Genomic DNA, 26,385 nt, shown 5'->3' with positions numbered 1-26,385 from the left:
ATTAAGCCAAAGCCGCGCCGGATGCAATCGCCTGCTCGACGCGATCCACCGCATCGGCGAGTTTTTCGTCGATCACATGCAAATATTCGGTCCAGTCGTCGATGTGATTGAGCTCGGCCTTGCCGTCGGAAATGCCACGAAGGCCGATCACCGGCACCTCAAAGCGGTGGGCGGCGCGCAACACGGCGAATGTTTCCATGTCGACCATATCGGCGTCGATCAGATCATAGGCATCGCCCGAGACGATGTTGGCACCAGTTGAAAGGCTCGCCGAGGGCACACCTTCGGCAATCTCCGGCATCGGCAGCACCGCAGGCAAATCGAGAAACGGAGTCCGTCCCTTCTCGAAGCCGAGCGGGCTTGCGTCCATGTCGCGGTAGCTGACCGACGAGACCTGGTAGACACCAGTCTGCTCCAGCGTGCGGGACCCGGCGGAACCAAGGCAGACGATGCAATCGGGCTGCGTCCGGTCCATCCGCGCCAGGGAGCCGGCGATCGCCGCCGCCGCTTCAACCGGACCGACGCCGGTGATCAGGGGCTCGAAGCGGTCCTTCAGGTGCGGGCCGTATTCCGGCTCCGCCGCCATCACGTAAAGCACCTGGCGGGTTCCAACTGTCTTGAGTGTGCCGTTCATCCGTCTATCCCTTCACGTCCCCGCACCACCATCATGGTTCCGGTCATCGAGGCAATCAGCTTGGCCGGGCCGTCGGCAATCGCATAGCCGCGCCCGTCGCTGACAATAATGGTATTGCCGGGCTTGGTTACCTCGCCGCGAAACAGGAAGCGATCACCGCGCCCGGGCGACAGCAGATTGATCTTGAACTCGATGGTCAGCACGGCGGCATCCGGAGGCATCACCGAAAGGGCGGCATAACCGCAGGCCGAATCAAGCGCCGTCGAAAGAATGCCCGCATGCAGGAAACCATGTTGCTGGGTCAGGTCCTCACGGAACGGCATCTCGATCTCGATGATGCCGTATTCAACCTTGGTCAGTTCGGCGCCGATCGTGCGCATGGCGTTCTGGCGGGCAAAGCTGGCCGTCACACGCTCGCGGAAATTCTCGTCGGGCCTTTGATTCATGCGGTGTTTCCTTTCGCAGGTGCGAAGGTGCCAAGCAGAAGGCCAAACAGCAAGCTAAATATGCGAACTGAACCGCTCAGAGCGGGTTCAACCACCAGATTGCAGCGTTCAGATAGCCGGCAAAGCTGACCCAGGCGGCGTATGGCAGAAACAGCAGCGCTGAAGGTCTGTCACGGTTCCAGGCCAAGGCAATGAACGCAAGGATCGCGACCAGCATGGCAAGGAGAATCGCCAGCGACAGGTCAGGCCGGTGCAGCGAGAAAAACACCGGTGACCAGGCAAAGTTCAGAACCAACTGCAGCAACCAGACCTTCGGCAGCCAGGTGCCGCGTTCGCGGATGAAGACCCGGGCGCCGGCGATGCCGATGAACACGTAAAGCGTGGTCCAGACCGGACCGAAGATCCAGTTCGGCGGGTTGAGCGGCGGTTTTTGCAGCTCCTGATACCAGGGACCTGGGGTCGAGGCATAGCCGATCAGGCTGCCGCCGGCGACGGTCACGACCACAAACAGGATCAAAGTCAGCGCATGCGATTTATTCATCGTTCCACCTCTAGCCGGTCGCGGACGTTACTTAGGGCGCTGTGTCCGTTCTGCCATCCCCCTGGCACGATTTCCCCGGTCACGCCTTTCGGCGGAACCCGGCGAAGTAGAAGCCATCGGTACCGGTGCGGCGGGGTGACAGCACCAGGCCGAGGTTCTGATCGGCATAGGGAACCGGCGCATCCGCATCGGCCACAGCAGAGCGCCAACGCTCCTTGAGGCTGATGGTTTCAAATTCCGGATGGCGCTGCAGGAACGCCTTGACCCGGTCGGTGTTTTCCTCGGGCAGCAGCGAACAGGTGACATAGGCCAGTTCACCGCCGGGACGGACAAAGACCGAGGCGTCTTCCAGCACCTTGTCCTGATCCGCGGTTCGGTCGGCAATGTTTTTGTCCGAAATCCGCCATTTGGCATCCGGGCGTCGCCGCCAGGTGCCGGTGCCGGTGCAGGGTGCGTCGATCAAAACCCGGTCCATGCGGCCTTCGAGACCGGCGAGGTTGGCCGCGCGTTCCTTGACATGGATGATTTCAACACCGGCGCGGCGAATGCGCTCGATCATCGGGGCGAGACGGCGGCGGTCGGCATCATAGGCGTTGATGCTGCCTTCGTTGTTCATCATCGCCGCGAAGGCCAGCGACTTGCCGCCGCCGCCGGCACAGTAATCGAGCACCTTTTCGCCCGGGTACACACCGGCCAGGGCTGCTGCCAGTTGCGAGCCCTCGTCCTGGATTTCGAACCACCCACGGGCGAAGCTGACTTCGCTGGTGGCGGCGATCTGGCGCTGCGGGCCGAGGCCCGGCTCGATGCGAATGCCGTTTGGCGCCAGCCTTGTGGCATGCGCGCCCTGCTCGGCGAAGGCTTCCAGCACCTGATCGCGATCGGTCGCAAGCGTGTTGACCCTGAGATCGAGCGGCGGACGGGCAGTCATGGCCTGGGCCTCGGCTTCCCACTGATCGCCAAAGGCACGCTCGAACGAGGCTGCCAGCCATTCGGGAATGTCGGCGCGAACATGCGGCTCTGCCTGTGACAGATCACGCGCCAGGCAGGCGACGAGGTGGTCCGTCGACGGAATTTCGGGCGCGAACTTGTCGCCGTCGAGACTGGCGGTCAGCTCTTCCGGGGTGATGTTCCACTGCCGCAACAGGGTCGCAACCGCCAGATCGGCGGGTGTATCCCCGTCCATGATGAAGCCATGCGAGAGCTTCATTCTCAGCGCATCATGCACCAGATTGGAAATCGCCGCCCGATCGCCGGAGCCTGCAAATCGGTGCGACAGGCCCCAGTCCTTGAGTGCATCCGGAACCGGCCGGTGGCGGGTTTCGATATCGGTCAGGACTTCGATGGCTGCTTGCAGGCGTCCGCCCAGGCGCATGGTTTGATCTCCCATTGCATGATGCGCCCATCGAGATGGAGGTGAACGTGTCCGCACATGCCGGTTTGCAAGGTTTGACAACACCTTCTGCGTGCCCCATCCGGGCCCGCGGTGCTGCAAGTCGTTCCCTGCTAGCGGCTCAGGTGGCGCATAGCAAGCGATTCTCCTGTCTGTATTGCCCTAGATACAGCGGCCGCCATCGACCTCCATGGCGACGCCGGTGATCATGGAGGCCTCGTCGGAGCAGAGGAAACAGGCGGCATTGGCCATGTCTTCGGGGGTTGAGAACCGCCCCAGCGGAATCGTCGAGAGGAACTTGGCGCGGATTTCCGGCGTGTCCTCACCCATGAAGGATTTGAGCAGCGGAGTCTCGCCAGCCACCGGGTTGATGGCGTTGACGCGCACGCCCGCCGGTGCGAGTTCCACGGCCATCGATTTGGTAGCCGTGATCATCCAGCCTTTCGATGAATTATACCAGCTCAGCCGCGGTCGCGGGCTGACGCCGGCGGTGGAGGCGACATTGAGAATGGCGCCTGCGCCTTTTTGTTTCATCACCGGAACGAAATGGCGCGCCGTCAGGAATACCGACTTGGCGTTGACCGCCAGAACCCGGTCGAAATCCTCTTCGCTGATCTCCTCCATCGGCGCGGGCAGATGGGTAACGCCAGCATTGTTGACCAGGATGTCAAGGCCGCCAAAGCGCTCGAGAACCGTCTTTGCCATGGCAGCGACGCTGTCATTGCTCGAGACATCCACGGTTGCGGCGAAAGCCTGATCTCCAAGCTCCGACGCCAGGTCCTGAGCTGCACCGGTATTGATGTCGGCGATGGCGACACGAGCCCCCTCGGCGAGGAATTTGCGAGCGATACCGGCGCCGAACCCCGATGCACCGCCGGTCACCAGCGCGGTCTTGCCTTCAAGTCTCATGACTGCCTCCTCTTGAAATGTCAGCGCCCGTGCCAGACGGCAACGGTCTTCAGCGCCGAGAAACCGTAAAGCGCCTCAAAACCCTTCTCACGGCCGTGACCTGACTTGCCGACGCCGCCGAACGGCAGTTCGACCCCACCGCCGGCGCCGTAATTGTTGACGAAAACCTGCCCCGACCGGATGGCGCGGGCCATGCGCATCTGCCGGCCGCCGTCCCTGGTCCAGACGCCTGCGACAAGGCCGTAATCGGTGCCATTGGCGATCGCGATGGCTTCTTCTTCGTCACGGAACGGAATGATGACCTGGACGGGCCCAAAAATCTCGTCGCGGGCCAAGGCATGGCCGGGATCGACATCGCCATAGAGCGTCGGACGCACGTAATGGCCGCCCATGGGCGCCGATTTGGGCATTTGACCCTCGGCCACCGGGGCAAGCCCGTCTTCATCGGCTTCGGCGAGGAAGCCCTGGACGATGTTCTTCTGGCGCTCCGAAATCAGCGGCCCGACGGACTGATCTTCGATTGCCGCACCGACTGTCAATGCCCTGTAGCGCTCGCTCATCAGCCGCACCACTTCGTCATGACGCGAGGCCTCGACCAATATGCGCGAGGAGGCCGAACAGGTCTGGCCGGCATTCTGGATGCCGGCATTGACCAGAAACGGCAGGGCGCGGTCGAGATCCGCATCGCCGAAGACAATCTGCGGCGATTTTCCGCCCAGTTCCAGCGTTACCGGAATTACGTTCTGGGCCGCGGCCTGCTGGATCTTGCGTCCGGTCTCGAGCGAGCCGGTGAAGGAGATGTGATTGACGCCGGGATGGGCACAAAGTGCCGCGCCGGCTTCTTCGCCCAGTCCCGGCACGACGTTGAGCGCGCCGGCAGGCAGCCCGCATTCCATAGCGATGCGGGCAAAGGCCAGAGCCGTCAATGAGGCTTCTTCAGCCGGCTTCAGGACCGCGGCATTGCCCATGGTCAGCGCAGCACCGACCGAGCGGCCGAGGATCTGCATCGGGTAGTTCCAGGGAATGATGTGGCCGGTCACCCCGTGCGGCTCGCGCAGGGTGAAAACAGTGTAATCCCCCAGATAGGGGATGGTTTCACCGTGCATCTTGTCAGCGGCGCCGCCATAGAATTCGAGATATCGCGCAAGCGCCCGGGCATCGGCGCGGGCCTGGGTCAGCGGCTTTCCGACATCATGGGCTTCGAGCTTGGCCAGCCACTCGATGTTCTCTTCCACCGCCCGGCCGATCTTTGCAAGCAGGCGGCCGCGCTCGGCAGCGGGCATCTGCCCCCACGCGCCGTTACGTGCGGTTTGCGCCGCATCGACCGCCGCCTCGATCTCGGCCTTTCCGCCGCGGGCAATGCGGCCGATCTCGTGACCCGTCGAGGGATCTTCCACGGGAAGCGTCCTGCCGCCGCTGGCGCCAATCCATCGCCCGCCGATCAGGCACTGGCTGGTGTCAAACCCGGCGTCGAGAAGCTCGCTCACGGCTCGTCCTTTCTTCACTGTCAATTTGCCGGCGCAGCAAGTGCTGCTTCCAGCGATGGCGTCGCCGCCACCAGTCTTTGCGTATAGGGATGCTGCGGATTACGAAACACGCTTTCGGTTTCGCCCTGCTCGACGATCTTGCCGTCCTTCATCACCAGCACCCGGTCGGTGATGGCGCGAACGACCGACAAATCATGCGAGATGAACAGATAGGACAGATCCAGCCGGTCGGACAAGCCTGCAAGCAGATCGAGGATCTGGGCGCGGATCGACACGTCGAGCGCCGAGACGGCCTCGTCGAGAACAATCAAAGCCGGCTCAATGATCAGCGCCCGGGCGATGGCGATGCGCTGGCGCTGGCCGCCGGAAAACTCGTGAATGTACTTGTCGGCGTCACTCGACGACAAGCCGACTTCGGTGAGCGCCCGGTCGATGCGACGCTCGAGTTCGGTGCCACGCGGCGGATCCCTGACCAGATGGAACGGCTCCGTAACGAGTCTTCGAACCCGGTGACGCGGGTTGAAGGAGCCGTAGGGGTCCTGAAACACCACCTGCATCCGCGCCCGCAGCTCCGGATGCGGCCCTTCGCCGGCACTGGTGAAGACGTGGCCATTGAGGCGGATGTCACCGCCCTGCAACCCGTCGAGCGCCAGGATCGAGCGGGCCAGGGTGGATTTTCCGCAGCCGGATTCGCCCACCAGCCCTACATTTTCACCGTGGGAAATCTCGAAGCTGACATGGTCAACGGCGCGGAACGGCGGCGGCTTGACGAACAGGTTGCGGCGCGGCTGCTGGTAATCGCGGACCACGTTCTCAACCGACAGCACCGGAATATCGCCGGGCTCGGTCTTGCGGCCGCGCTCAGGCACATGGGCGGACGCGGAAAACAGTGCCCGCGTGTAGGGGTGGCGCATGGCAGTGAATATCTCGCGCGTCGGCCCGGCTTCGACGATTTCGCCGTCCTTCATGATCGCGATCTTGTCCGCCAAGCCTGCGACGACAGCCAGATCATGGGTGATCAGCATCAGTCCCATGTTCTCCTCGCGCACCAGCTGCTTGAGCAGGTCGAGGATCTGCGCCTGGGTGGTGACATCCAGCGCGGTGGTGGGTTCGTCGGCGATCAGCAGCTTGGGCCGGAGCGCGATGGCCTGCGCGATCACCACCCGCTGGCGCTGGCCGCCCGACAGATCATGTGGAAAGCGGTCGAGCGGGAACCGGTCCTCCCCGAGGCCGACGCGGTTGAGCATCTCGCGGGCGATTGCAAACGCTTCGCGGCGGCTGGCGCCAGTGTGGATGCGGACGGTTTCGGCCACCTGGTCACCGATGGTGCGCACCGGATTGAGCGCCGTCATCGGCTCCTGAAAGATCAGGCCGACATCGCGGCCACGCATCTGGCACAAAGCAGGTTCGTCGAGTGTCGCAAGATCGGTGCCTGCCACCTCGATCCTCCCGGACCACTCACTGCCGTGCGGCAGCAATTGCATCACCGACAGGGCCGTCATCGATTTGCCGGAACCGGATTCACCGACCACGCCGAGGATCTGGCCGGGGTCGAGTGTCAGGTCGATATCGTGCAACACGGTGTTGCCGTGAATATCGACCTTCAGACCGGAGATGGAGAGCACCGGCATCAGCGCCCCCGCCTCAGTTTGGGATCAAACAGGTCACGCAGCCCGTCGCCCATCAGGTTGAGGCCGAGCACGGTGATGATGATGGCAAAGCCGGGAAACAGGGCCATGTGCGGTGCCAGCGAGATCAGCGTCTGGGCATCGGCCAGCATGCGGCCCCAGCTCGGCAGCGGCGGTTGCGCGCCAAGACCGACATAGGCAAGGGCTGCTTCGGCAAGAATGGCGAGCGAAAACTGGATGGTGCCCTGGACGATCAGCAGGTTGGCGATGTTGGGAAGGATGTGCTCGGCGGAAATGCGGGCCCTGGTCTTGCCGGCGACGCGGGCGGCGAGGACAAAATCCCGGGTCCACAGCGAGAGCGCCGCCCCGCGCGCCAGCCGGGCGAAGACCGGGACATTGAAAATGCCGATGGCGATGATGGCGTTGACCGCGCCGGGGCCGAACACCGCGGTGATCATGATCGCCAGCAGCAATGACGGGAAGGCGAAGACAAGGTCATTGCCGCGCATGATGACTTCGTCGACCAGGCTGCCCCTGCGCGCCGCCGCATAGAGCCCCAGCGGCACGCCGATGAGCATGCCGATGCCGACGGCAACAAAGGCCACCGCGATCGACACGCGGGCGCCGACCATGATCATCGAGAACATGTCGCGCCCGAAATGATCGGTGCCGAACCAGTGCTCGAATGTTGGAGTCTTCAGCTTGTTGGCGATGGCGAGTTTCGTTGGATCGAACGGCGTCCAGACGAAGGAGACCAGCGCCAGCGCAATGAACAGCAGCGACAGCGCAAACCCGATAACAAAGGCCGGATGGCCAAGTGCTGCGCGCAGGAAGGAACGATCGGGAGAAGCTGCGGTCATGTGCGGCGCCTGCGCAGTCGCGGGTCGGCCAGCGCATAGGCGAGATCGACCAGAAAGGTGACGACAATTACGGCGAAGACCAGAAGGATGACCACCGAGCGGACAACGATGAGATCGCGCTGGGTGATGGCCTGGAACGCAAGCCGGCCCAGCCCCGGCAGATAGAAGACGTTTTCGATGATGATGCCGCCGGCAAGCAGGAAGGAGAATTGCAGACCGATGATGGTCAGCACCGGGATCAGCGCATTGCGCAGCGCATGACGGCGCAACGCCTGGCCCCGGCTCAGCCCCTTGGCACGGGCGGTGCGCATGAAATCCTCGTTGAGCGTATCGATCAGCGAAGATCGCATTACCCGCGCCAGGATCGAGGCCTGCGGCAGGGCGAGCGCAATGGCCGGCAAGGTCAGTGCCTTGATCGCAGGCCAGAAGCCGGCGTCCCAACCGGGAAAGCCACCGGCCGAGAACCAGCGCAGGTTGATCGCAAAGACCAGCACCAGGATCATCGCGAACCAGAAATTGGGAATTGCGACGCCAAGCTGGGTGGCGCCCATCACCGACAGGTCTGCAGCGGAGTTGCGCCGCGAGGCGGCCAGGATGCCTGCCGGAAAGGCAATCAGCGTCGACAGTGCCAGCGCATAGAGTGTCAGCGGTAGCGAGATCATCACGCGTTCGGCGATCAACTCGGAAACCGGAACCCGGTAGGTGTAGGAAACTCCGAAATCGCCCTGCAGCAAGCCTGCGACCCAGCCAAGATAGCGCAGGGGCAGCGGCTCATCGAGACCGAGCTGTGTGCGCAGTGCGGCGACGGCCTGAGGGTCGGCATTGATCCCCATCATGAACGAAGCCGGGTCTCCCGGCACCACTTCCATGACCAGGAAGATGACAAGGCTGGCTGCAACGAGGCTGAGCGACAGGGAGAGAAAGCGCCGCAGGAGATAGGCGGTCATTGGGCATCATCCAGGGACATGATGGCACGATGGCCGGGAACGCGCCCGGCCACGGCCGTCATCTCAGGTCTCAGTCTTCCCAGTAGACACCGGTCATGTCGTTGGCCTGGGTCGGCGAGTTGGGCCAGATGCCCTTGAGCTTGGCATTTGAGACACCGGTGCGGGCCAGCTGGAAGAGGTAGCCGTTGACATAGTCGTCAGCGATCTTCTTCTGCGCAGCCTGCATCAGCTCGGTGCGCTTTGCCGGATCGGTGGCCTTGTCGAGATCAGCCATGATCGCCTTGAAGTCCGCATCGCCATACTGGAAGTAGTAGTCATCGCGGCCGTAGATACCGATGTCCATCGGCTCGGTGTGCGAGACGATGGTCAGGTCGAAATTTTTGGCCTTGAAAACGTCGTCCAGCCATTGTGCCCATTCCACATTGGTGATCTCGGTCTCAATGCCGACGTCACGCAACTGCGCGGCGATGATTTCACCGCCGCGTCGGGCATAGCTTGGCGGAGGCAGTTTCAGCGACAGGGTCAGGTCGCTGACGCCGGCTTCCGCGAGCAGTGCTTTCGATTTTTCGGGATCATAGGCCGACTGGGCCGTCAGATCGACATAGGCCGGGTTGTGCGGCGCGAAATGCGTCCCGATCGGCGTGCCGTAGCCGAACATGGCGCCGTCGATGATCGCCTGGCGATCGATAGCGTGGGCGACGGCCTGACGCACCTTGACGTTGTCAAGCGGCGCCTGCTTGTTGTTCATGGCGAGAATGGTTTCACCCTCGGACGAACCGATGATCACTTCAAAGCGCGGGTCGCTTTCAAACTGAACAAGGTTTTCCGGTGCCGGAAAGGTGGGATAGGCATCGATATCGTCAGCCATCATCGCGGCAAAGGCCGCTGTCGGGTCGGAAATGAACTTGAAGGTCACCTTGTCGAGCTTGACCGGGGTGCCCCAGTAACCGTCGTAACGGCCAAGTTCGACACGGTCGCCCTTGACCCATTCGTTAAGCTTAAAGGGACCGGTTCCGACCGGCTTGGCAGCGTTGTCGGCGGCCGATTCCGGCGCGACGATGACCGCATCACCCCAGGCCATGTTGAACAGGAACGAGCCGTTCGGCTTGGACAGGGTCACCTTGACGGTGGCGGGATCGACCACATCGACCGAGGCGATGTCAGCAAACAGCGCCTTCTGGGCATTGGTCGAATCATCGGCGCGGGCGCGGTCGAGCGAGAACTTGACGTCCTCTGCATCGAAATCCGTCCCGTCGTGGAACTTGACGCCTTCATTGAGCATGAAGGTGTAGGTCAGGCCGTCGTCGGAAATCTCCCAGCTCTTGGCCAGCGCCGGCAGGATCGACCCATCGGCGCCAAACCGGGTTAGGCCCTCAAAGACGTTGGCATAGACCACCTCATCGATGGCAGCGGCCGCGCCGCCGGTCGGATCAAGGTTCGGTGGCTCGAGCTGCATGCCGATGGTCGCATCCATCCTGGCCGCAGCCGCCGGCGTGACACCCAGCGCCAGTCCCAGGGCCAGCAGTGAGACGGCTGCCGCCGCAATCGGTTTGTTTGTCATGTTCGTTCCCTTCGCTCCCGTTGGCACGGCTGACGTCTTACGCGCGTCCGTGCAGTAGATCGTCCAATGCAAAAGCCATCACCTTCGCTGAATCAACCATGTCGTCGATCCCGACATACTCGTCTGACTGGTGCGCCAGGTCGAGAATGCCGGGGCCATAGGCGATACAGTCTTTCAAGCGTCCAATGCGGTCAATATGTTTCTGATCGTAGGTGCCGGGCGAGACGACATGCACCGGCTCGCAAGCCAGCGCCGAGCGAATGCCGCGTTCAACCGCCTTGACCACTGGCGCCTCGACTGAAGTCATTGTCGGGCTGACCTGCCAGAGCTCCTCGAAATCATAGCGAAAGTCTTTCCGCTCGGCCTTGACGCGCTCGAGCAGTGAGATGATCTCCTCGCGCACGTCCTCTGCCTTCTCCTCGATCAGGTAACGCCGGTCGATGACCATGCGGGCCTCATCAGGCACGCAAGCCGAGGGAAAGCCGGTGAAATCCGGGTCCGGCTCGGCCTGACCGCCATGCAACGAGTTGATGTTCATGGTCGATTGGCGCGCTCCATCGGGAACCACCGGCATGACGGTGTTTCTCTTCGCAAGCGCCGGGAACAGCGAGGTTTCCATTTCGGAGACGACAGCGCCCATGTGACGGACGGCGCAATCACCCAGAAACGGCATCGATCCGTGGGCGATGCGGCCATGGGTCTTGATCTGGGCCCACATGACGCCGCGGTGACCGAGGCAGATGCGGTCCTTGTTGAGCGGCTCGGGGATAATCACGTGCTGGACGCGCTCGGGCGAGAAATAGCCCTGCTCGGCAAGCCAGGCGACGCCGCCATAGCCGCCGGTTTCCTCGTCGGCCGTACCGGAAATCTCGATCGCGCCGGGATAATCCGGGAACTTGGCGACAAAGGCTTCCGCCGCGACGATCGAGGCAGCAAGCCCGCCTTTCATGTCGCAGGCGCCGCGGCCATAGATTTTGCCGTCCGACACGGTTCCGCCAAACGGATCGAAGGTCCAGCCGGCGCCGGTCGACACGACATCGATATGGGAATTGAAATGCACGCAGGGACCGGAGCGGCCGCCTTCGCGGCGGCAGATCACATTCCAGCGCGGATGCCGTTCGCTGTCGCCGGGCGTGCCCACGGCGCGCAGCAATTTGACCTCGAAGCCGGATTTCTCAAGACGTCGGGCGAGATATTCGCAGATGTCCTGGTAGAAATCGCCGGGCGGGTTGAGCGTCGGTATGCGTATCAGATCCTGGGTCAGCGCCACAAGATCATCGCGTCGGCCGGCGATTTCGGTTGCCAGGGCGTGCTGCCGCCCGCCAAGTTCTGCGGTTTCGGTCATGGCTTGCTCCCAGCAAAGCCAGGCTGTTGCTCAAACGACGAGCGTTTGCACAATGCCATGCAGCGCTGTAACCCCTTGAATACATACATCTCGCGTCACAATAGCGAGACATTCGGAGCTGGCAAGCGGATTAGGGCCGATCTCGGTCAAATGGGAGCTTTTTGCAGATAACCAGATCCCGGATCCGCAGATCAGGAAATGACGCGATAGCAGACTTTTTCGACGCCGGACTTGATCATTCCGATGTGGCCGGCGGCCGCCTTGGAGACATCGATGATGCGACCCTTGATAAACGGGCCACGGTCATTGATGCGGACGACCACGGACTTGCCGTTGCGCTGGTTGACCACCTCGACTTTTGTGCCGAAGCGCAGACGTGGATGTGCAGCGGTGAGCTTGGAGGGATCCATGCGCTCGCCTGAAGCGGTCTTGGAGGTCAACGCATACCATGATGCCCGGCCGCATGACGGGCCCGCGGCGGAGGCCTGGCTGATCGATGCGAGCGTGGCTGCGACAATAATGAAAGCGGCGAGGAACAATCCGACGAGTGGTGCGTTGAGTTTTGTTGGAGTCAATTTTCTATCCCTTTTGGTCTCGCGCCGGTTGTTGAAGGCCAAACCGGGCCAAAACAAGGTTTCGAAAATCACTTCTTGTTGCGTTTTGTTGCAACGGGGCAGAATTAATCCTGCCAGGAACCCTCTGCATACAGGGCAGCGAGCCCGGCATGGTAGTCGGGATACAGAAACCCGTAACCCGCCTGCTTGATCCGGGCGTTGGAGACACGCTTGTTCTCACCATAGAAGGACCGCGCCATTGGCGACAGCTCGGCGGTCTCGAAGTCGATCTCCGCGGGCGGCTCGACGCCGATGAGGCGCGCTGCCTCGCTGACCACGTCCTGTGGCGGGGCCGGGTTGTCGTCGGTAACGTTGTAGATGCCGCCGAGCCTCTGCCTAGCCAGCAGCGCGGTGGCGCCGCCGATGTCGGATACGTGGATGCGGTTGAACACTTGTCCCGGTTTGATCAGACGACGGGCCTTGCCCTGCTGCATGGTCCTGAGCGCATTGCGCCCCGGGCCATAGATGCCGGACAGGCGAATGATGGCTAGCGGTGTTCCGGCCTCCGCGGCGAGCCGCGTCCAGCCTTCTTCGGCCGCCAGCCGGGCGATCGAGCGCCTGGACTTTGGCCGGCAGGGCGTGTCTTCATCCACCCACGCGCCCCCGTGATCGCCATAGACTCCGACGGTAGAGAGATAGCCGATCCATTCCAGATGCGGCATCGATGTGCGCAGACCTTCGGAAAACAGCTGCAAAAGCGGATCTCCGGCCGCATCGGGCGAGATCGACATCACCAGGTGGGTGGTTTCGCGCGTTGCGACGACGAGATCGTCCAACAAGGACTGGCCCTCAAAGATAAAGGGCGTCAGCCCGGCATCTTCGAGTGCGGTGAATCGTTCGTGGCTACGGGTGGTGCCGCCGGCAGAAACGCACTCGCCGGCAAGTTCACGCGCAATGGCAAGGCCGGAAAACCCGGCACCGAAAATCATCAATCTCATCGCGTCAGTCCCGTGTTGTCCTGTTTGGCCGGTTCCGGTGTGCCGCTGCCTGTAAGCGCAAGTTGCCATTCGGCTTTGACCTGATCATCAGGCTCGTCGCCCAAGCTGCCGGAGAGTTGCTGCATATGCCCGGGCTCGGCCAATTGCGACAGCGCCCAGATGGCAGCTCCACGAACCAGTGGCGAGGCATCTTGCAGCAAGACTTCGCAGGCGGGCACCAATGTCTGGTCAGCGCTGTTACCCGCCGCGATCAGCACATTGCGCAGAAACCGGTCGCGGCCGATGCGCTTGACCGGTGAGCCGGAGAAAAAGGCCCGAAACGCGGCATCATCCATGGCCAGAAAATCCGCCAGAGGCGGCGAGCGGAGATCCTCGCGGGCGATCAGCTTGGCCTCGTTTGCGGATTTGGCATATTTGTTCCACGGGCAGACCGCCAGGCAATCGTCGCAGCCATAGACCCGGTTGCCAATCGGCTTGCGGAACTCGAGCGGGATCGGACCCTTGTTCTCGATGGTGAGATAGGAAATGCAGCGCCGCGCGTCGATCTGGTAGGGTGCGGGGAAGGCATTGGTCGGACAGGCATCGAGACAGGCACGGCAAGAGCCGCAATGGTCGATTTCCGCCTTATCGATCCCCAGATCAACGGTGGTGAAGATCGAACTCAGGAAGATCCAGGAGCCGTGGCTGCGGCTGACCAGATTTGTGTGCTTGCCGATCCAGCCGAGGCCTGCCGCCTGTGCCAGCGGCTTCTCCATCACCGGCGCGGTGTCAACAAAAACCTTGACGTCGCCGCCGGCGCGGGAGGCAAACTTCGCAGCCAGCTCCTTCATCTTGCCCTTAATGACGTCGTGGTAGTCGCGGTTGCGGGCGTAGACCGAGATAGTGGCCCTGTCCTTGCGGGCGTGGTTTTCGAGCGGATCGTCATCGGGTCCGTAATTCATCGCCAGCACGACCACCGACCGCGCCTCCGGCCAAAGGACCTGCGGATCGGCGCGGCGGCCCAGAGTTTCGGGCAGCCATTCCATTGACCCGTGGCGGCCAAGCGAAACGAATTCGCTCAACCGCTGACGCAGAATCGGCTCGGCAACCGCCGGAGCGACGGCACAAGCACAGAAACCGAGCCGCTCGGCCTCGGCCGCGAGAAAAGCTCTCAGCCGTTTGCCTTGCTGCACGGTCCTGACGGGATTCGCCTCAGCTGGCGGGACCGACCGGGTATGGCTTGCGCCGGTCATCAGCCTAGAAATCGAGGTCGGCGTAATGGGCGACCGGCGGCAAATTGCGGACCCGGTCTGCCAGCAGGGGCCGGAACGAGGGGCGGGATTTGACCCGCTGATACCAGTCCTTGGCTTGCGGGTGTTCGTTCCAGTCGATCTCGCCGAGATAATCCATCACCGACAACGCCGATGCGGCGGCCAGATCGGCATAGCTCAGCCGGTCACCTGCGAGCCAGGCACGGGACCCGGCAAGCCAGGACAGGTATTTCATGTGCTGCCGGATATTGGAACGCCCGGCGCGGAGCATCTTGGGATCGGGTGAGCCGCCACCCTGGCTTGTCGGCAGTTGCAGCTTGATGATGCGCTCGCGGACCAGCGGACGCACCACGTCCTGCTCGAACTTGATCAGAAACCACTCGACCAGGCGCCGGATTTCGGCGCGCTGGAACGGATCTTCAGCGAGCAGCCGGCGGTCGCGTTTGAAGACACCAAAGGATTCGTCGATCCACTCGGCAATGATATGCGGTCCGCACAGGGCGTGGCCATTGTCGGTGACACAGACCGGCACGGTTCCGGCCGGATTGATCTTGAGAAAGTCCGGACGCTTTTCCCAGGGCTGCTCCTCCACCAGCTCGGCGGCAAAGCCAACCTCGCTGAAACAGACCCGAACGAATCGGGACGGGGCAGAGATGGTGTGGTGATATAATACGGGCATCGTGAAGCTGAACGTGTTTGCGTTGGCGCCGGTGCGCGGGACTGGTCAGGTTCCGGGAAATAGAGCTATAGGGACTGACCCACCGCAAGACAAGCGAATCACTGATCAGATGTCAGAGAAGACTTGTCAGAAAACCGGGCAATCCGAAGGCCACCGGCTGCCATTGTTGCAAAACAGGACGTTCCAGCATGAATGAAACGACAATTGCGGGGGCCATGCTCGGCCTCATCGAAGGTCTCACGGAATTCATTCCGGTTTCCTCGACAGCCCATTTGTTGCTGGCAGGTCATTTCATGGGATTCAAGTCACCGGGCAACAGTTTTGAAGTGCTGGTGCAACTGGGCGCCATTCTCGCGATTCTGTCGGTTTATTTTTCCCGCCTGTGGATTCTCGCCACCTCGCTTCCTTCGAGCGCAAAGGCGCGGCATTTTGTCGGCGCGATCCTTCTGGCTTTCCTGCCGGCAGCCGTGATCGGCGCTCTGGCACACGGTTTCATCAAGTCGGTGCTGTTTGAATCCACCGCGCTAATCTGCTGGGTGCTGATCGGGGGCGGCGTCATCCTTCTGGTCATCGACCGGATGAAGCTGAAACCCAAATACACCAATGTGATGGATTATCCCCTCTCCCTGGCATTCAAGATCGGCCTGTGCCAATGCCTGGCCATGGTGCCGGGCACATCACGATCGGGCGCCACCATTGCCGGAGCCCTGCTGATGGGTGCCGACAAGCGCTCGGCGGCTGAGTTTTCGTTTTTCCTGGCCATGCCGACCATGGCTGGCGCCTTTACGCTCGATCTGTACAGGAATTACGACAAGCTGGCCCAGGACGATGTGGTGACCATCATCGTCGGTTTCGTCATGGCATTCATCGCAGGCGTCGTTGTCGTGCGCTGGCTGCTCGACTTTGTCTCCCGGCACGGCTTCGCGCTATTTGGCTGGTGGCGAATTGTCGTGGGGAGCCTGGGGCTTATCGGACTATGGCTGATGGGCTAAGCCGGAGCAGCGAAGAGGCTGCAGAGCCGCTGGTTCCTTGGATCCGGCCAGCGGCACTCTGAGGAAATGTTACTTCACCATCGCTTGGCGAGCACAGGGGTCAACACCATAGGCCGGCGTGCAGCCATTCGACGAATGGGCAACGCTGCGCGGTGCAAAAGCCGACGCAGACAGGATCACCACAATAGCGAAAGCAAACGCGGAAACGACTGTTTTACCCATAATCTGATGTCCTGGTCCTATTGGCACTGAATGCTGCATTTGGCCAAATGGTCTGGTGGCCAAAATGTTCCTCGCAGGGGAAACTTTCGAGGCTTTCCGCCCGGGCAGAGGCGCGATCTACCCGGCTCTGATGGTTGGTTCAAGCCCGATTCCTTAATAGCCACCAATAAAGCGGCTGAACCTTAAATCATTGCTAACCATGCGCCATTCCGGCAACACTCCGGCGGATCAGATCGAGCGCGAGCACTGTAAGACAGATCTTGAAAATCAGCCGAAATCGGCTTTCCGGGGTTTTCCGCAATATGTGGGTTCCGACCCAGGTACCGGCCAGCCCGGTGAGAATCATCGCCGCGATGAGCGGCAACCACGGACCGAAGGCGAAACCTGCCAGCGCGAAAGCCGCGGTCTTGACCAGATGCTGCAGACTCATCACCGCCGCCGTTGTGGCCTGGAACCGCAACCTTTCGGGAAAGTTCTTGGACAGGACAACGGCATTGAACGGGCCTGTCGCACCAAAGATCATCGTCAGGAAAGTGGTAATGGCTCCGGTGAGTGCAAATCCCGGCAGCCTTATCGCGGCCAGACGCGGAAGCCGCATCCAGGTTATCACCAGGATGAAGCCACCAAGGGCTGCCTTGAGCGCCGAATCGGAGAGCGCGCCGACAACGCTGCCGCCGGCCCAGGCGCCTGGAACAGCACCGATGAAGAAAGCCGCGAGGCAACTCCAGGCAACTTGGTCGCGGAGCATAGCCGCCCGTCCCACATTGGAGCCAAGCTGCACCACGCCGTGAACCGGTATGATGGCCGCGACGGGGGCGAGATAGCCCATGAGGGCAAGCAGCGCGACACCGCCGCCAATGCCGACCGACACGGTCAGCGCCGAGGTGAAGAAGCTGGCCGTGACCAGGACAATCGCCGCCCAGCCATCCAGCCCCGGCGGCGCCAGGACTGACTGCAGCAGAGCGGCGAGGTCGCTCAGGCTTCGCTTCCGGTACCGCTGTACTGGCCATGCGGCCGGTAGCGGTTGAGATAGGTCGGCAGAATGGCTTCAACAGTTGTCTGCGGGATTCCCAGGCCGGCCAGCGTGCGCTTTTCGCTTTTTGCTTCGGCCGAAACCACATTGTCGGTCTTGAGCAGCGTCACCTGGTCATCCGTGAGCGGCGGATCAATGAAGGGGACGAGGCTGGAAATCTTGCCGATCAGCGATGCCAGGCCCCAGGGCAAAGGCAGCAGAACGCGCTTTCTGTGGGTGGTCTCGAGGATCTCTTCCAGCACGTCCTTGAAGCTCATGGTCCGCGGGCCGCCGAGCTCGTAGATTGTGCCGCGAGGGATCGTTCCCTCGACGCTTCGGGCCACGGTTTCGGCGACATCGCCGACATAGACCGGCTGGAACTTCGTTTCGCCGCCGCCGATCAGCGGCAGGGCAGGAGCAAACCGCGCCATTTCGGCGAACTTGTTGAAGAAGCCGTCTTCCGGACCGAACACGATGGACGGGCGCAGGATCACAGCCTCGGGCAGAACCTTGGCAATCGAGGCTTCGGCCAGACCCTTGGATTTCGCATAGACTGACTCCGACTCGGCATCAGCACCGATGGCTGAAATGTGGGTCAGGCCGATGCCTTCGGCACGGGCTGCTTCGGCCACCGCACGGGCGCCGAAATCCTGAACGGAGGCAAAGGTGTTGCGGCCGGATTCAAAGAGAATCCCGACGCAATTGACGACATGGTCCGCCCCCCGGACAGCCCTGTTGACCGACTCGCGGTTCCGCAGATTGGCCTGCACCGCCATGATCTGACCAACCCCACCCAGCGGTTGAAGGTGGCCGGCGAGATCGGGCCGGCGAACAGCGACGCGAACGCGGTATCCGCGCCCGGCAAGTGCGCGCACGACGTGGCGTCCAACAAAGCCGGATCCGCCGAAGACTGTGACGAGCTTGGGTTGATTGAGCGATGTCATCTATGCACTCCCTGACAGGATCTCTGGCGCCGGTTGTTCACGCATGCGCAACCGGAATCGGTCGCAGTCAACCAAAGCTCTTAGTCAAAAACCCGCGCAAGGTGAAGCCCCGAGCATCAGGCGCGGGGATTAATCGCACCCCCAGACAGGCATCAGGCCTCATGCCCCCTGACAATAAGGAGTTCACCTTCTGCGAATTGCTGACGGATGGCCCGGGCCTTCTGGTAGGTTTCAGAGTTGTAGCAGGCAAGTGCTGCCTCGTAGCTCGGAAACTCGATGACCACATTGCGGGACCGGGCCTGACCTTCGACCGGTTCGAATTCGCCACCGCGGACCAGAAATGTGGCGCCGAATTCCTTGTAGGCCGGTGTGGCGGTCTCGATATAGGCCTTGTAGGCCTCGAGATCATGCACGTCGATGCGGCCAATCCAGTATCCCTTTGCCATGTCTGCTCTCTCCCTTGTCAGCCTTGCGCCATTTCGGCGGTGATTGCGCGTGCAGCGGCTGCCGGATCGGCCGCCTTGCACACAGGCCTCGCGACCACCAGGTGCGACGAGCCCGCCGCAAGCGCCTCAGCCGGGGTCATCACCCGTTTCTGATCGCCGTGATCGCTCCCGGCGGGCCGGATACCGGGCGTGACGATGGCCATGTCGGGTCCAACGACTTCTCGCACGGCTCTTGCTTCGGCAGCGGAGCAGACAATGCCGCCCATGCCGGCATCGCGGGCCTGAGCGGCCCGTCGCATCACCAGTTCTTCAGGCGACAGGGCATAGCCCGCTTCAGTCACATCGGCCGCATCCATGGAGGTCAGCACGGTGACGGCGAGCAGGCAAAGATCGCTGCCCCTTGCCGCTTCGACCGCGGCGCGCATTGCCTTGGGGTAGGCATGGATGGTCAGCATGTCTACGCCCATCATGGCAATGTTTTCGACGCCCTTGGAGACGGTGTTGTCGATGTCGAGAAGCTTCATGTCGAGAAAGACTTTGCGGCCCGATGCCTTGAGCTGGTTTGCCAGCGGCAGCCCCCCGGCAAAGACAAGCTGATAGCCGATCTTGTAGAACATCGCCGCATCGCCGATCCGATCGACCAAGGCTTCGGCCTCGGCGATGGTCGGAACGTCGAGTCCGACGATCAACCGCGGATCAGACTGGTTGGCGGATGGTGTACCCTGTTCACGCGCTGCAACCGTCATCGTGCACTCCCTTTCAGTTTCCCGGTCCTCGCATGAAGACCCGGTGATCGCAAGACCGCCGGCAGGGGACGCAGATGGGATGACGCCAGAACAGCTAGCCTGTCAGCCCGCAGACATCATCGTACAGTATCGGATCAGGGATTTGCAGGTGTTTGCCAGCATGGCGCTTGTGCGTTCATCCTTGAGCCGGCCGTCGGCTTCAAAAGCCTCCGCCGCGCCGCTGACCGCGCATTGCTCGGTGATGACCTGGGTTCCGACATTCATCATGACGGAGCGGACATGATAGAGCCCGCGGATGCCGCCCAGTTTGCCATTCGAAGCCGATGCAAGCGCCACATAGCGACCCGCCCAGGGTTTGAACGCCCGGTCGCCGTCCTTCTTGATCAGGCTGACCCAGTCGATCATGTTCTTGAGCAAGGGCGGAATCGAGGAATTGTACTCCGGACAGCAGAGAAACACACCGTCATGGGCAGCAATCAGGCGCCCCAGTTTCATCGCGTTTTCAGGAATGCCGCTCTCGTTCTTGAGATCTTCGTCGACAAGCGGCAGCGGGTAGTCAACCAGCGAGATCCTGTTGACATCCGCACCCTGGCCGGCAAGCTCGACGGACGCCGCGGCGGCAAGTGACGCATTGAATGAACCGGTGCGGTTCGAGCCCGGGAGAACAAGAATTCTGGGTGTCATCGGCTGCTCCGCTGCGTTGTGGCCGTCCGGTGATTTCAAACGCCCGGCCACGACGCCCCTTGCCCGGCCGCACCCGTGATTTTTCGTCTGAGGCTTGCGCCGTCCGAAAGCCTATTCCGACATGGTGTCGAAGAAGCCCTTCATCTTGGAAAAGAAACCGGTGGATTCGGGGCTGGTTTCTCTGGACGACAATTCCTGGAACTCCATCAGCAGTTCCCGCTGGCGCTTGGACAGTTTCTGCGGGGTTTCGATGGTGATCCGGACATAGAGATCGCCGAACTGGGCCGAGCGCAGCACCGGCATACCCTTGCCACGCAGCCGCAGTTCCTTGCCGGGCTGGGTGCCTTCCGGCACGGTCACCCGTGAACGGGCACCATCCATGGTGGTGATGTCGAACTTGCCGCCGAGCGCAGCCGTGGTCATTGAAATCGGCACCGAACAGAAAAGATCGGCGCCTTCGCGCTGAAACACCGCGTGGGGGCGAACCGACAGGAAAATATACAGATCGCCGGACGGTCCGCCGCGCATACCGGCTTCACCTTCACCCGACAATCTGATCCGGGTGCCGTCCTCGATGCCTGCGGGAATGTTGACCGAGAGCGAACGCTCTTCGGTAACGCGACCCTGGCCCGCACATTTGGTGCAGGGATCGGAAATGGTCTGGCCGCGGCCGTGGCAGGTCGGGCAGGTACGCTCCACCGAGAAGAAGCCCTGCGCGGCACGGACACGGCCAGCACCGCCACAAGTGGCGCAGGTGGTCGGCTGCGTGCCCGGCTTGGCGCCGGAGCCGGAGCAGAGATCACAGGTGATCGAGGTCGGTACACGGATCTGCGCGGTCTTGCCGGTATAGGCCTCCTCGAGCGTGATTTCCATGTTGTAGCGCAGGTCCGCACCACGCTCCCGGCCGCCGGACGAGCGGCGGCCGCCGCGGCCACCCATCATCTCGCCGAAAATATCCTCGAAGATGTCGGAGAATCCACCACCGCCGCCACCGAAGCCGCCGCCCATTCCGCCGGGGCCGCCCTGTTCGAAAGCCGCATGGCCGAACCGGTCATAGGCCGCACGCTTTTGCGGATCTTTGAGGAACTCGTAGGCCTCGTTGATTTCCTTGAACTTCTGCTCGGCTTCGACGTTGCCGGGATTTTTGTCCGGGTGGTACTTCATGGCAAGCTTGCGGAAAGCGCTCTTCAGCTCTTTCTCGTCCGCGCCACGCGCCACACCAAGCGTTTCGTAAAAGTCTGGCTTGGCCATATTGTCCGTCAATCTCTCTTCAGGGGGCGTCCAATACAGGGCATTCTGGCCAAGTGGACGCTCAAGAACTCACACAGTCCCGCAACCAAGAAATGTTACAGGGTTCGCGCCGCAGCGCGCACACCTGCGTCATGTAGTCACTGTTTGCACAGAATTCCAGCCCTATAAGCGGCTGACATGCTGCTGCACAGGTGACCGGACACATGCGCGCGGAGGCAAAACGCAAGAGGGGTCCCTGACGGAACCCCTCAAGCAATGTTGTCTCAAGCTGACATCAGCCTCAGGCAGACTTCTTCTCGTTGTCATCGTCGCTGTCGACTTCCTCGAAGTCCGCATCGACGATCTTTTCATCGCTTTCGCCGCCCGCTTCGCCAGCGCTTTCTTCAGCCTGGCTCTGCTCATACATGGCCTGTCCGAGCTTCATGGAAACTTCCATGAGAGTCTGGCTCTTGGCCTGAATGTCTTCGGCATCGGGCTCTTCGGCTTCCACGGAGGCCTTCAGGGCTGCGATTGCGTCGGCAATCGCGGTACGATCCTCTTCCGAAACCTTGTCGCCATAGTCCTTGAGCGACTGTTCCGTGGAATGGACCAGGCTTTCGCCCTGGTTCTTGGCCTCGACCAGTGCGCGACGCTTCTTGTCGCCCTCGGCGTTGGATTCGGCTTCCTTGATCATCTTCTCGATGTCGTCGTCGGAAAGGCCGCCGGATGCCTGGATGCGGATCTGGTGCTCCTTGCCGGTGCCCTTGTCCTTTGCCGAGACGTTGACGATGCCGTTGGCGTCGATATCGAAAGTAACTTCGATCTGCGGAACGCCGCGCGGTGCCGGCGGGATGCCGACCAGATCGAACTGGCCGAGTATCTTGTTGTCGGCCGCCATTTCGCGCTCGCCCTGGAAGACCCGGATCGTCACCGCATTCTGGTTGTCTTCAGCGGTGGAGAAGACCTGGCTCTTCTTGGTCGGGATCGTGGTGTTGCGATCGATCAGGCGGGTGAACACGCCACCCAGCGTTTCGATGCCGAGCGACAGCGGGGTCACGTCGAGCAGCAACACATCCTTGACGTCGCCCTGCAGAACCCCGGCCTGGATGGCTGCACCCATGGCAACCACTTCGTCCGGGTTCACGCCCTTGTGCGGATCCTTGCCGAAGAACTTCTTCACGACTTCCTGGATCTTGGGCATGCGGGTCATGCCACCGACCAGGACCACTTCGTCGATCTCGCCGGACTGGAGACCAGCATCCTTGAGGGCCGCCTTGCACGGAGCGATGGTGCGCTGGACGAAATCCTCGACCAGGCTTTCGAACTTCGAGCGGCTGAGCTTGAGCGTCAGGTGCTTCGGACCCGAGGCGTCTGCGGTGATGAAGGGCAGGTTGATTTCGGTCTGCGAGGCGGACGAAAGTTCGATCTTGGCTTTCTCGGCGGCTTCCTTGAGACGCTGCAGCGCGAGCTTGTCCTGCCGCAGGTCGATGCCCTGCTCTTTCTTGAACTCGTCGGCCAGATAACCGACCAGACGCATGTCGAAATCTTCACCACCGAGGAAGGTATCGCCATTGGTCGACTTCACTTCGAAGACGCCATCGCCGATCTCGAGGATCGAGACGTCGAAGGTACCTCCGCCGAGGTCGTAAACGGCAATGGTCTTGCCTTCGGTCTTGTCGAGACCATAGGCGAGCGCTGCAGCGGTCGGCTCGTTGATGATGCGCAGGACTTCAAGACCGGCGATCTTGCCGGCATCCTTGGTGGCCTGGCGCTGGGCATCATTGAAGTAGGCGGGAACGGTGATGACGGCCTTCTCGACCTTTTCGCCGAGATAGGATTCGGCGGTTTCCTTCATCTTCTGAAGGATCATCGCGGAAATCTGGGCCGGAGAGTAGCTGTCGCCATTGGCTTCAACCCACGCATCGCCATTGTCGCCGCGGACAATCTTGAACGGGACCAGTTCCTGGTCCTTGGCGACGGCCTTGTCTTCAAAGCGACGGCCGATCAGACGCTTGACCGCAAAAAGGGTGTTTTCAGGGTTGGTAACAGCCTGGCGCTTGGCCGGCTGTCCGACCAGACGTTCGCCATCATCGCTGAAAGCGACCATGGATGGTGTGGTGCGCGCGCCTTCCGCATTTTCGATCACCCGGGCGTCCTTGCCATCCATCACTGCGACGCAGGAGTTGGTGGTTCCGAGGTCGATACCGATTACTTTTGCCATATTGAATTCTCCTTGAAGCGAGCTGCCGGGACCCGGTCAGGCGTTCCATTCGACAGCCCCTAGCGGGACTCTACTGAAAACAGGATGACCCGTGTCATCCGTCTCCGCTCTCTTGATCAGGACCATGTTGAAGCAGGCCCCGCCCGAAGCGTTGAGCCGTATATAAGAATGTCACCTGCAGACTGCAAGCGTCTGAGGAAACGCAGATTGCACGATTTTGCCGGTTTTTTTCGGGCTAAAGTGTCCTTATTGCCCGACAATTGCGTTTCATCCTGTCAGTTGCCCATCAGAATGTCGAGCAAGGTGGTTTGCCTGGCCCCGTTTGGCCGGGATGGTGCCGAGCCGACGTCAGCCGGCGGGGCGGGGAAACCGTTAGAGGTGGCGCCGGTCGCATTCCGCGAGACGGGAACAGGCGACAGATCGCGGACCAGCCCAGCTACCGGATCGTGGTCCAGCGCTTCCGTTCCGTCGATCACCACCGGTGGTCGCGGCCCGCCAAGGGGCAGATTGACCGGCGGCAGGCCGGAGTGGGCTGCCTGCATGAACTGTTTCCAGGTTTCGGCCGGCAGTCCGCCGCCGGTGACATTCTTCATCGGCTTGCCATCGTCATTGCCGAACCAGACACCGGTTGCCAGATTGGCGGTGTAGCCAACAAACAGCGCATCGCGGTAGGACTGGGTGGTTCCGGTCTTGCCGGCAGCAGGCCAGCCCCCGAGTTGCGCCTTGTGGCCGGTCCCTTCCTGCACCACACGCGCCAGCATCTGGTTCATCATCGCAGCGACCGCCGGATCGATGACCCGGGGCGGATTGTCATAGGCATTTTCATAAAGAACCTTGCCGTCATGGCTCGTGACCCGGCGAATGACATGCGGCGTGGCCTTGTAGCCGCCGTTCATGAAGGCTGCATAGGCGCCGGTCAGTTCCAGAAGCGTGACCTCGGACGTGCCCAGCGCAATCGAGGCATTGGCCTTCATCGGAGCCTCAATACCGAGCCGCCGGGCAGTCTGGACCACGGTCCGGGGGCCGACTTCCATGACCAGCTGGGCTGCCACCGTATTGAGCGAATGGGTCAAGGCATCCGACAGCGTCACCTCGCCACGATATTTGTTGTCGTAGTTCTCGGGTGTCCACTTGCCGATCTTCACCGGCGCATCATTGCGAACCGACAGGGGCGTGCGGCCCTGCTCAAGGGCTGCGGCATAGACGATCGGCTTGAAGGCAGAGCCGGGCTGGCGCAGCGCGTCGCTTGCCCGGTCAAACTGGCTGGTGGCATATTCACGGCCGCCGATCAGCGACCGGACGGCGCCGGTGCCATCGAGCGAGACAAGCGCACCCTGGCTGACATTGTGCCGGGCTCCGTTGGCTTCAAGCGTGGCCCGCAAGGCTTTCTCGGCTTCGCGCTGAAGCTGGAAGTCGATGGTCGTTTCGACGATCAGATCTTCGGAGATCTTGCCGACCAGATCCGGCAGGCGTTGCATCACCAGATCGGCGACATAGTTCTCCGACCCGGTCCAGTAGCTCTTGGCGCGGACCTGAGGGCTGGTCAGCGCCGTGGCGATCTCGCTCTCGGTCACCACACCCTGATCGCGCATTGCAGCCAACACCAGCTGGCCACGGGCTTCGGCTGCTTTCGGGTTGCGGGCCGGCGACAACCGCGAGGGGGCCTTGAGCAGGCCGGCCAGAAGTGCTGCCTCGGCCAGCGAGACATCGCTTGCCGGCTTGCGGAAATAGCGCCGCGATGCCGCCTCGACACCGTAGGCGCCGGAGCCGAAAAACACCCGGTTGAGATACATTTCCAGGATCTGATCCTTGGAAAACCGGTGTTCGAGCCACAATGACAGCAGCACTTCCTGCACTTTGCGCTCGATGGTGCGTTCTGGCGACAGAAACAGGTTCTTGGCCAATTGCTGGGTCAGCGTCGAGCCGCCCTGGACCATTCGCCCGGCCATGACATTGGCTACCATGGCCCGCGCCAGGCCAATCGGGTCGACGCCGAAATGCGAATAGAACCGGCGGTCCTCGATCGCGATCACAGCTTCGGGGATATAGGGCGACATGTCACCCAGGAGCAGGGCTTCACCGCCGGTCGCACCGCGATTGGCCATGGTCTCGCCATTGACCGAGACGATCTTGACGTTGGGCGGACGATCCGGGATCGACCAGGTCGCGGCACTTGGCATGCGCGCGCCATAGAATATGACCACGCCTGCGATGGCGATGCCGCCCCAGATGCCAAGGACACAGCACCAGTAGATCATCGAACGCAACGCGCCGGTGATGCGACCGCGGGATGTGCGGCTGCTTGGCTTGCGGGCCCTGGACTGCGGTTTCTTGCGGCGCCTTGCCGGGCTTGTTCCGGACCCCGATTTGGGCGAGGTCCTGCCGGCGACGCGCTCGTCGGCAAGGGTGCGCGAACCACCCTTCGGCCGGCCACCCTCGAAGGAAGGTTCGATGCGGCTTCGGGTCGTTTTCTTGCGCGCCATGGAGGGTCCGGATGCTGGTCGTTCCCGACAGCACGGACACCCGGGCGGGTTGAGTGCTTGATGCGGGATTTGGTTTCACAGCAGTTGCAGACAGAGACATGCGACATCCCGTTCCGAAACTGCCCGGCGATCTGGAAACACCCTAAATGCGACGATTTAAGGGGTGGTTAAGGAAA

General features: G+C 61.9%; 24 protein-coding genes. 1 reads left to right on the top strand and 23 read right to left on the bottom strand.

Annotated elements, in window-relative coordinates; translation table 11 throughout:
* Position 1: 1 nt before the first annotated feature.
* The 15 genes from CRO46_RS09610 to CRO46_RS09540 form a co-directional block, all read right to left on the bottom strand.
* Positions 2–634, bottom strand: coding sequence for a 5'-methylthioadenosine/S-adenosylhomocysteine nucleosidase (locus CRO46_RS09610; RefSeq protein WP_097107275.1), 633 nt, complete (start codon positions 632–634; stop codon positions 2–4).
* A complete protein-coding gene (locus CRO46_RS09605; protein WP_097107273.1) occupies positions 631–1,080 on the bottom strand; it encodes a PaaI family thioesterase in 450 nt (149 codons plus the stop codon). The genes CRO46_RS09610 and CRO46_RS09605 overlap by 4 nt, the downstream gene beginning before the upstream one ends.
* A gap of 76 nt (positions 1,081–1,156) precedes the next feature.
* Positions 1,157–1,621, bottom strand: a complete 465-nt coding sequence (locus CRO46_RS09600) for a TspO/MBR family protein (protein ID WP_097107271.1) — start codon at positions 1,619–1,621, stop codon at positions 1,157–1,159.
* Between the two features lie 79 nt (positions 1,622–1,700).
* Positions 1,701–2,993 carry an RsmB/NOP family class I SAM-dependent RNA methyltransferase gene (locus tag CRO46_RS09595; RefSeq protein ID WP_097107269.1) on the bottom strand — a complete coding sequence of 431 codons (1,293 nt, stop codon included), beginning with the start codon at positions 2,991–2,993 and terminating at the stop codon, positions 1,701–1,703.
* Positions 2,994–3,173: 180 nt separating this feature from the next.
* Positions 3,174–3,920, bottom strand: coding sequence for an SDR family oxidoreductase (locus tag CRO46_RS09590; RefSeq protein ID WP_097107268.1), 747 nt, complete (start codon positions 3,918–3,920; stop codon positions 3,174–3,176).
* A 20-nt stretch (positions 3,921–3,940) separates the two neighbouring features.
* On the bottom strand, positions 3,941–5,407 hold the full coding sequence (locus tag CRO46_RS09585; RefSeq protein ID WP_097107702.1) for an aldehyde dehydrogenase family protein: 1,467 nt from the start codon (positions 5,405–5,407) through the stop codon (positions 3,941–3,943).
* Positions 5,408–5,427: 20 nt separating this feature from the next.
* Positions 5,428–7,038, bottom strand: a complete 1,611-nt coding sequence (locus CRO46_RS09580; protein ID WP_097107266.1) for an ABC transporter ATP-binding protein — start codon at positions 7,036–7,038, stop codon at positions 5,428–5,430.
* Positions 7,038–7,895, bottom strand: a complete 858-nt coding sequence (locus tag CRO46_RS09575; protein ID WP_097107265.1) for an ABC transporter permease — start codon at positions 7,893–7,895, stop codon at positions 7,038–7,040. The genes CRO46_RS09580 and CRO46_RS09575 overlap by 1 nt, the downstream gene beginning before the upstream one ends.
* Positions 7,892–8,842, bottom strand: coding sequence for an ABC transporter permease (locus CRO46_RS09570; RefSeq protein ID WP_097107263.1), 951 nt, complete (start codon positions 8,840–8,842; stop codon positions 7,892–7,894). The genes CRO46_RS09575 and CRO46_RS09570 overlap by 4 nt, the downstream gene beginning before the upstream one ends.
* Positions 8,843–8,912: 70 nt before the next feature.
* Positions 8,913–10,403: an ABC transporter substrate-binding protein gene (locus CRO46_RS09565; protein ID WP_097107261.1), complete on the bottom strand. Its 1,491-nt coding sequence runs from the start codon at positions 10,401–10,403 to the stop codon at positions 8,913–8,915.
* 37 nt (positions 10,404–10,440) lie between these two features.
* Positions 10,441–11,748: an acetylornithine deacetylase/succinyl-diaminopimelate desuccinylase family protein gene (locus CRO46_RS09560; protein ID WP_097107260.1), complete on the bottom strand. Its 1,308-nt coding sequence runs from the start codon at positions 11,746–11,748 to the stop codon at positions 10,441–10,443.
* Between the two features lie 191 nt (positions 11,749–11,939).
* Positions 11,940–12,323 (bottom strand): septal ring lytic transglycosylase RlpA family protein, encoded by a 384-nt coding sequence (locus tag CRO46_RS09555; protein ID WP_425479263.1) that lies wholly within the window; start codon positions 12,321–12,323, stop codon positions 11,940–11,942.
* Positions 12,324–12,427: 104 nt separating this feature from the next.
* Positions 12,428–13,300 (bottom strand): SDR family oxidoreductase, encoded by an 873-nt coding sequence (locus tag CRO46_RS09550; protein ID WP_097107258.1) that lies wholly within the window; start codon positions 13,298–13,300, stop codon positions 12,428–12,430.
* Positions 13,297–14,532 carry a tRNA epoxyqueuosine(34) reductase QueG gene (gene queG / locus CRO46_RS09545; RefSeq protein ID WP_097107256.1) on the bottom strand — a complete coding sequence of 412 codons (1,236 nt, stop codon included), beginning with the start codon at positions 14,530–14,532 and terminating at the stop codon, positions 13,297–13,299. The genes CRO46_RS09550 and queG overlap by 4 nt, the downstream gene beginning before the upstream one ends.
* Before the next feature lie 4 nt (positions 14,533–14,536).
* Positions 14,537–15,229: a glutathione S-transferase family protein gene (locus CRO46_RS09540; RefSeq protein WP_097107254.1), complete on the bottom strand. Its 693-nt coding sequence runs from the start codon at positions 15,227–15,229 to the stop codon at positions 14,537–14,539.
* Positions 15,230–15,417: 188 nt separating this feature from the next.
* On the opposite strand from CRO46_RS09540, the gene CRO46_RS09535 reads away from it, so the two are divergent.
* Entirely contained in the window at positions 15,418–16,221 is an 804-nt protein-coding gene (locus CRO46_RS09535) for an undecaprenyl-diphosphate phosphatase (RefSeq protein ID WP_097107252.1), read from the top strand.
* Positions 16,222–16,636: 415 nt separating this feature from the next.
* Here the strand turns inward: CRO46_RS09535 and CRO46_RS09525 are convergent, their stop codons facing one another.
* From CRO46_RS09525 to CRO46_RS09490, 8 genes are all read right to left on the bottom strand, one after another.
* Positions 16,637–17,356 (bottom strand): sulfite exporter TauE/SafE family protein, encoded by a 720-nt coding sequence (locus tag CRO46_RS09525; protein WP_425479262.1) that lies wholly within the window; start codon positions 17,354–17,356, stop codon positions 16,637–16,639.
* A 62-nt stretch (positions 17,357–17,418) separates the two neighbouring features.
* A complete protein-coding gene (locus CRO46_RS09520; protein ID WP_097107247.1) occupies positions 17,419–18,399 on the bottom strand; it encodes a complex I NDUFA9 subunit family protein in 981 nt (326 codons plus the stop codon).
* A gap of 152 nt (positions 18,400–18,551) precedes the next feature.
* Positions 18,552–18,845, bottom strand: coding sequence for a DUF1330 domain-containing protein (locus CRO46_RS09515; RefSeq protein ID WP_097107245.1), 294 nt, complete (start codon positions 18,843–18,845; stop codon positions 18,552–18,554).
* Between the two features lie 17 nt (positions 18,846–18,862).
* Positions 18,863–19,591: an orotidine-5'-phosphate decarboxylase gene (pyrF, locus tag CRO46_RS09510; protein ID WP_097107244.1), complete on the bottom strand. Its 729-nt coding sequence runs from the start codon at positions 19,589–19,591 to the stop codon at positions 18,863–18,865.
* A 102-nt stretch (positions 19,592–19,693) separates the two neighbouring features.
* Entirely contained in the window at positions 19,694–20,275 is a 582-nt protein-coding gene (locus CRO46_RS09505) for an NADPH-dependent FMN reductase (protein WP_097107243.1), read from the bottom strand.
* Between the two features lie 111 nt (positions 20,276–20,386).
* Positions 20,387–21,526 (bottom strand): molecular chaperone DnaJ, encoded by a 1,140-nt coding sequence (gene dnaJ / locus CRO46_RS09500; protein ID WP_097107242.1) that lies wholly within the window; start codon positions 21,524–21,526, stop codon positions 20,387–20,389.
* 280 nt (positions 21,527–21,806) lie between these two features.
* Positions 21,807–23,726, bottom strand: coding sequence for a molecular chaperone DnaK (gene dnaK, locus CRO46_RS09495; RefSeq protein WP_097107240.1), 1,920 nt, complete (start codon positions 23,724–23,726; stop codon positions 21,807–21,809).
* Positions 23,727–24,001: 275 nt separating this feature from the next.
* On the bottom strand, positions 24,002–26,209 hold the full coding sequence (locus tag CRO46_RS09490) for a transglycosylase domain-containing protein (RefSeq protein WP_097107238.1): 2,208 nt from the start codon (positions 26,207–26,209) through the stop codon (positions 24,002–24,004).
* Positions 26,210–26,385 lie beyond the last annotated feature (176 nt).

The sequence above is a fragment of the Parahoeflea halophila genome (assembly GCF_900220985.1).
Classification (GTDB): domain Bacteria; phylum Pseudomonadota; class Alphaproteobacteria; order Rhizobiales; family Rhizobiaceae; genus Hoeflea; species Hoeflea halophila.
Note: the sequence above shows the minus strand (reverse complement) of the source record. Positions and strands in the feature narration are given on the sequence as shown.

Coding starts and splice junctions, on each gene's coding strand:
- CRO46_RS09610 (WP_097107275.1), bottom strand. CDS start 634: ATGAACGGCACACTCAAGACAGTTGGAACCCGCCAGGTGCTTTACGTG.
- CRO46_RS09605 (WP_097107273.1), bottom strand. CDS start 1,080: ATGAATCAAAGGCCCGACGAGAATTTCCGCGAGCGTGTGACGGCCAGC.
- CRO46_RS09600 (WP_097107271.1), bottom strand. CDS start 1,621: ATGAATAAATCGCATGCGCTGACTTTGATCCTGTTTGTGGTCGTGACC.
- CRO46_RS09595 (WP_097107269.1), bottom strand. CDS start 2,993: ATGCGCCTGGGCGGACGCCTGCAAGCAGCCATCGAAGTCCTGACCGAT.
- CRO46_RS09590 (WP_097107268.1), bottom strand. CDS start 3,920: ATGAGACTTGAAGGCAAGACCGCGCTGGTGACCGGCGGTGCATCGGGG.
- CRO46_RS09580 (WP_097107266.1), bottom strand. CDS start 7,038: ATGCCGGTGCTCTCCATCTCCGGTCTGAAGGTCGATATTCACGGCAAC.
- CRO46_RS09575 (WP_097107265.1), bottom strand. CDS start 7,895: ATGACCGCAGCTTCTCCCGATCGTTCCTTCCTGCGCGCAGCACTTGGC.
- CRO46_RS09570 (WP_097107263.1), bottom strand. CDS start 8,842: ATGACCGCCTATCTCCTGCGGCGCTTTCTCTCCCTGTCGCTCAGCCTC.
- CRO46_RS09565 (WP_097107261.1), bottom strand. CDS start 10,403: ATGACAAACAAACCGATTGCGGCGGCAGCCGTCTCACTGCTGGCCCTG.
- CRO46_RS09560 (WP_097107260.1), bottom strand. CDS start 11,748: ATGACCGAAACCGCAGAACTTGGCGGGCGGCAGCACGCCCTGGCAACC.
- CRO46_RS09550 (WP_097107258.1), bottom strand. CDS start 13,300: ATGAGATTGATGATTTTCGGTGCCGGGTTTTCCGGCCTTGCCATTGCG.
- queG (WP_097107256.1), bottom strand. CDS start 14,532: ATGACCGGCGCAAGCCATACCCGGTCGGTCCCGCCAGCTGAGGCGAAT.
- CRO46_RS09540 (WP_097107254.1), bottom strand. CDS start 15,229: ATGCCCGTATTATATCACCACACCATCTCTGCCCCGTCCCGATTCGTT.
- CRO46_RS09535 (WP_097107252.1), top strand. CDS start 15,418: ATGAATGAAACGACAATTGCGGGGGCCATGCTCGGCCTCATCGAAGGT.
- CRO46_RS09520 (WP_097107247.1), bottom strand. CDS start 18,399: ATGACATCGCTCAATCAACCCAAGCTCGTCACAGTCTTCGGCGGATCC.
- CRO46_RS09515 (WP_097107245.1), bottom strand. CDS start 18,845: ATGGCAAAGGGATACTGGATTGGCCGCATCGACGTGCATGATCTCGAG.
- pyrF (WP_097107244.1), bottom strand. CDS start 19,591: ATGACGGTTGCAGCGCGTGAACAGGGTACACCATCCGCCAACCAGTCT.
- CRO46_RS09505 (WP_097107243.1), bottom strand. CDS start 20,275: ATGACACCCAGAATTCTTGTTCTCCCGGGCTCGAACCGCACCGGTTCA.
- dnaJ (WP_097107242.1), bottom strand. CDS start 21,526: ATGGCCAAGCCAGACTTTTACGAAACGCTTGGTGTGGCGCGTGGCGCG.
- dnaK (WP_097107240.1), bottom strand. CDS start 23,726: ATGGCAAAAGTAATCGGTATCGACCTCGGAACCACCAACTCCTGCGTC.
- CRO46_RS09490 (WP_097107238.1), bottom strand. CDS start 26,209: ATGGCGCGCAAGAAAACGACCCGAAGCCGCATCGAACCTTCCTTCGAG.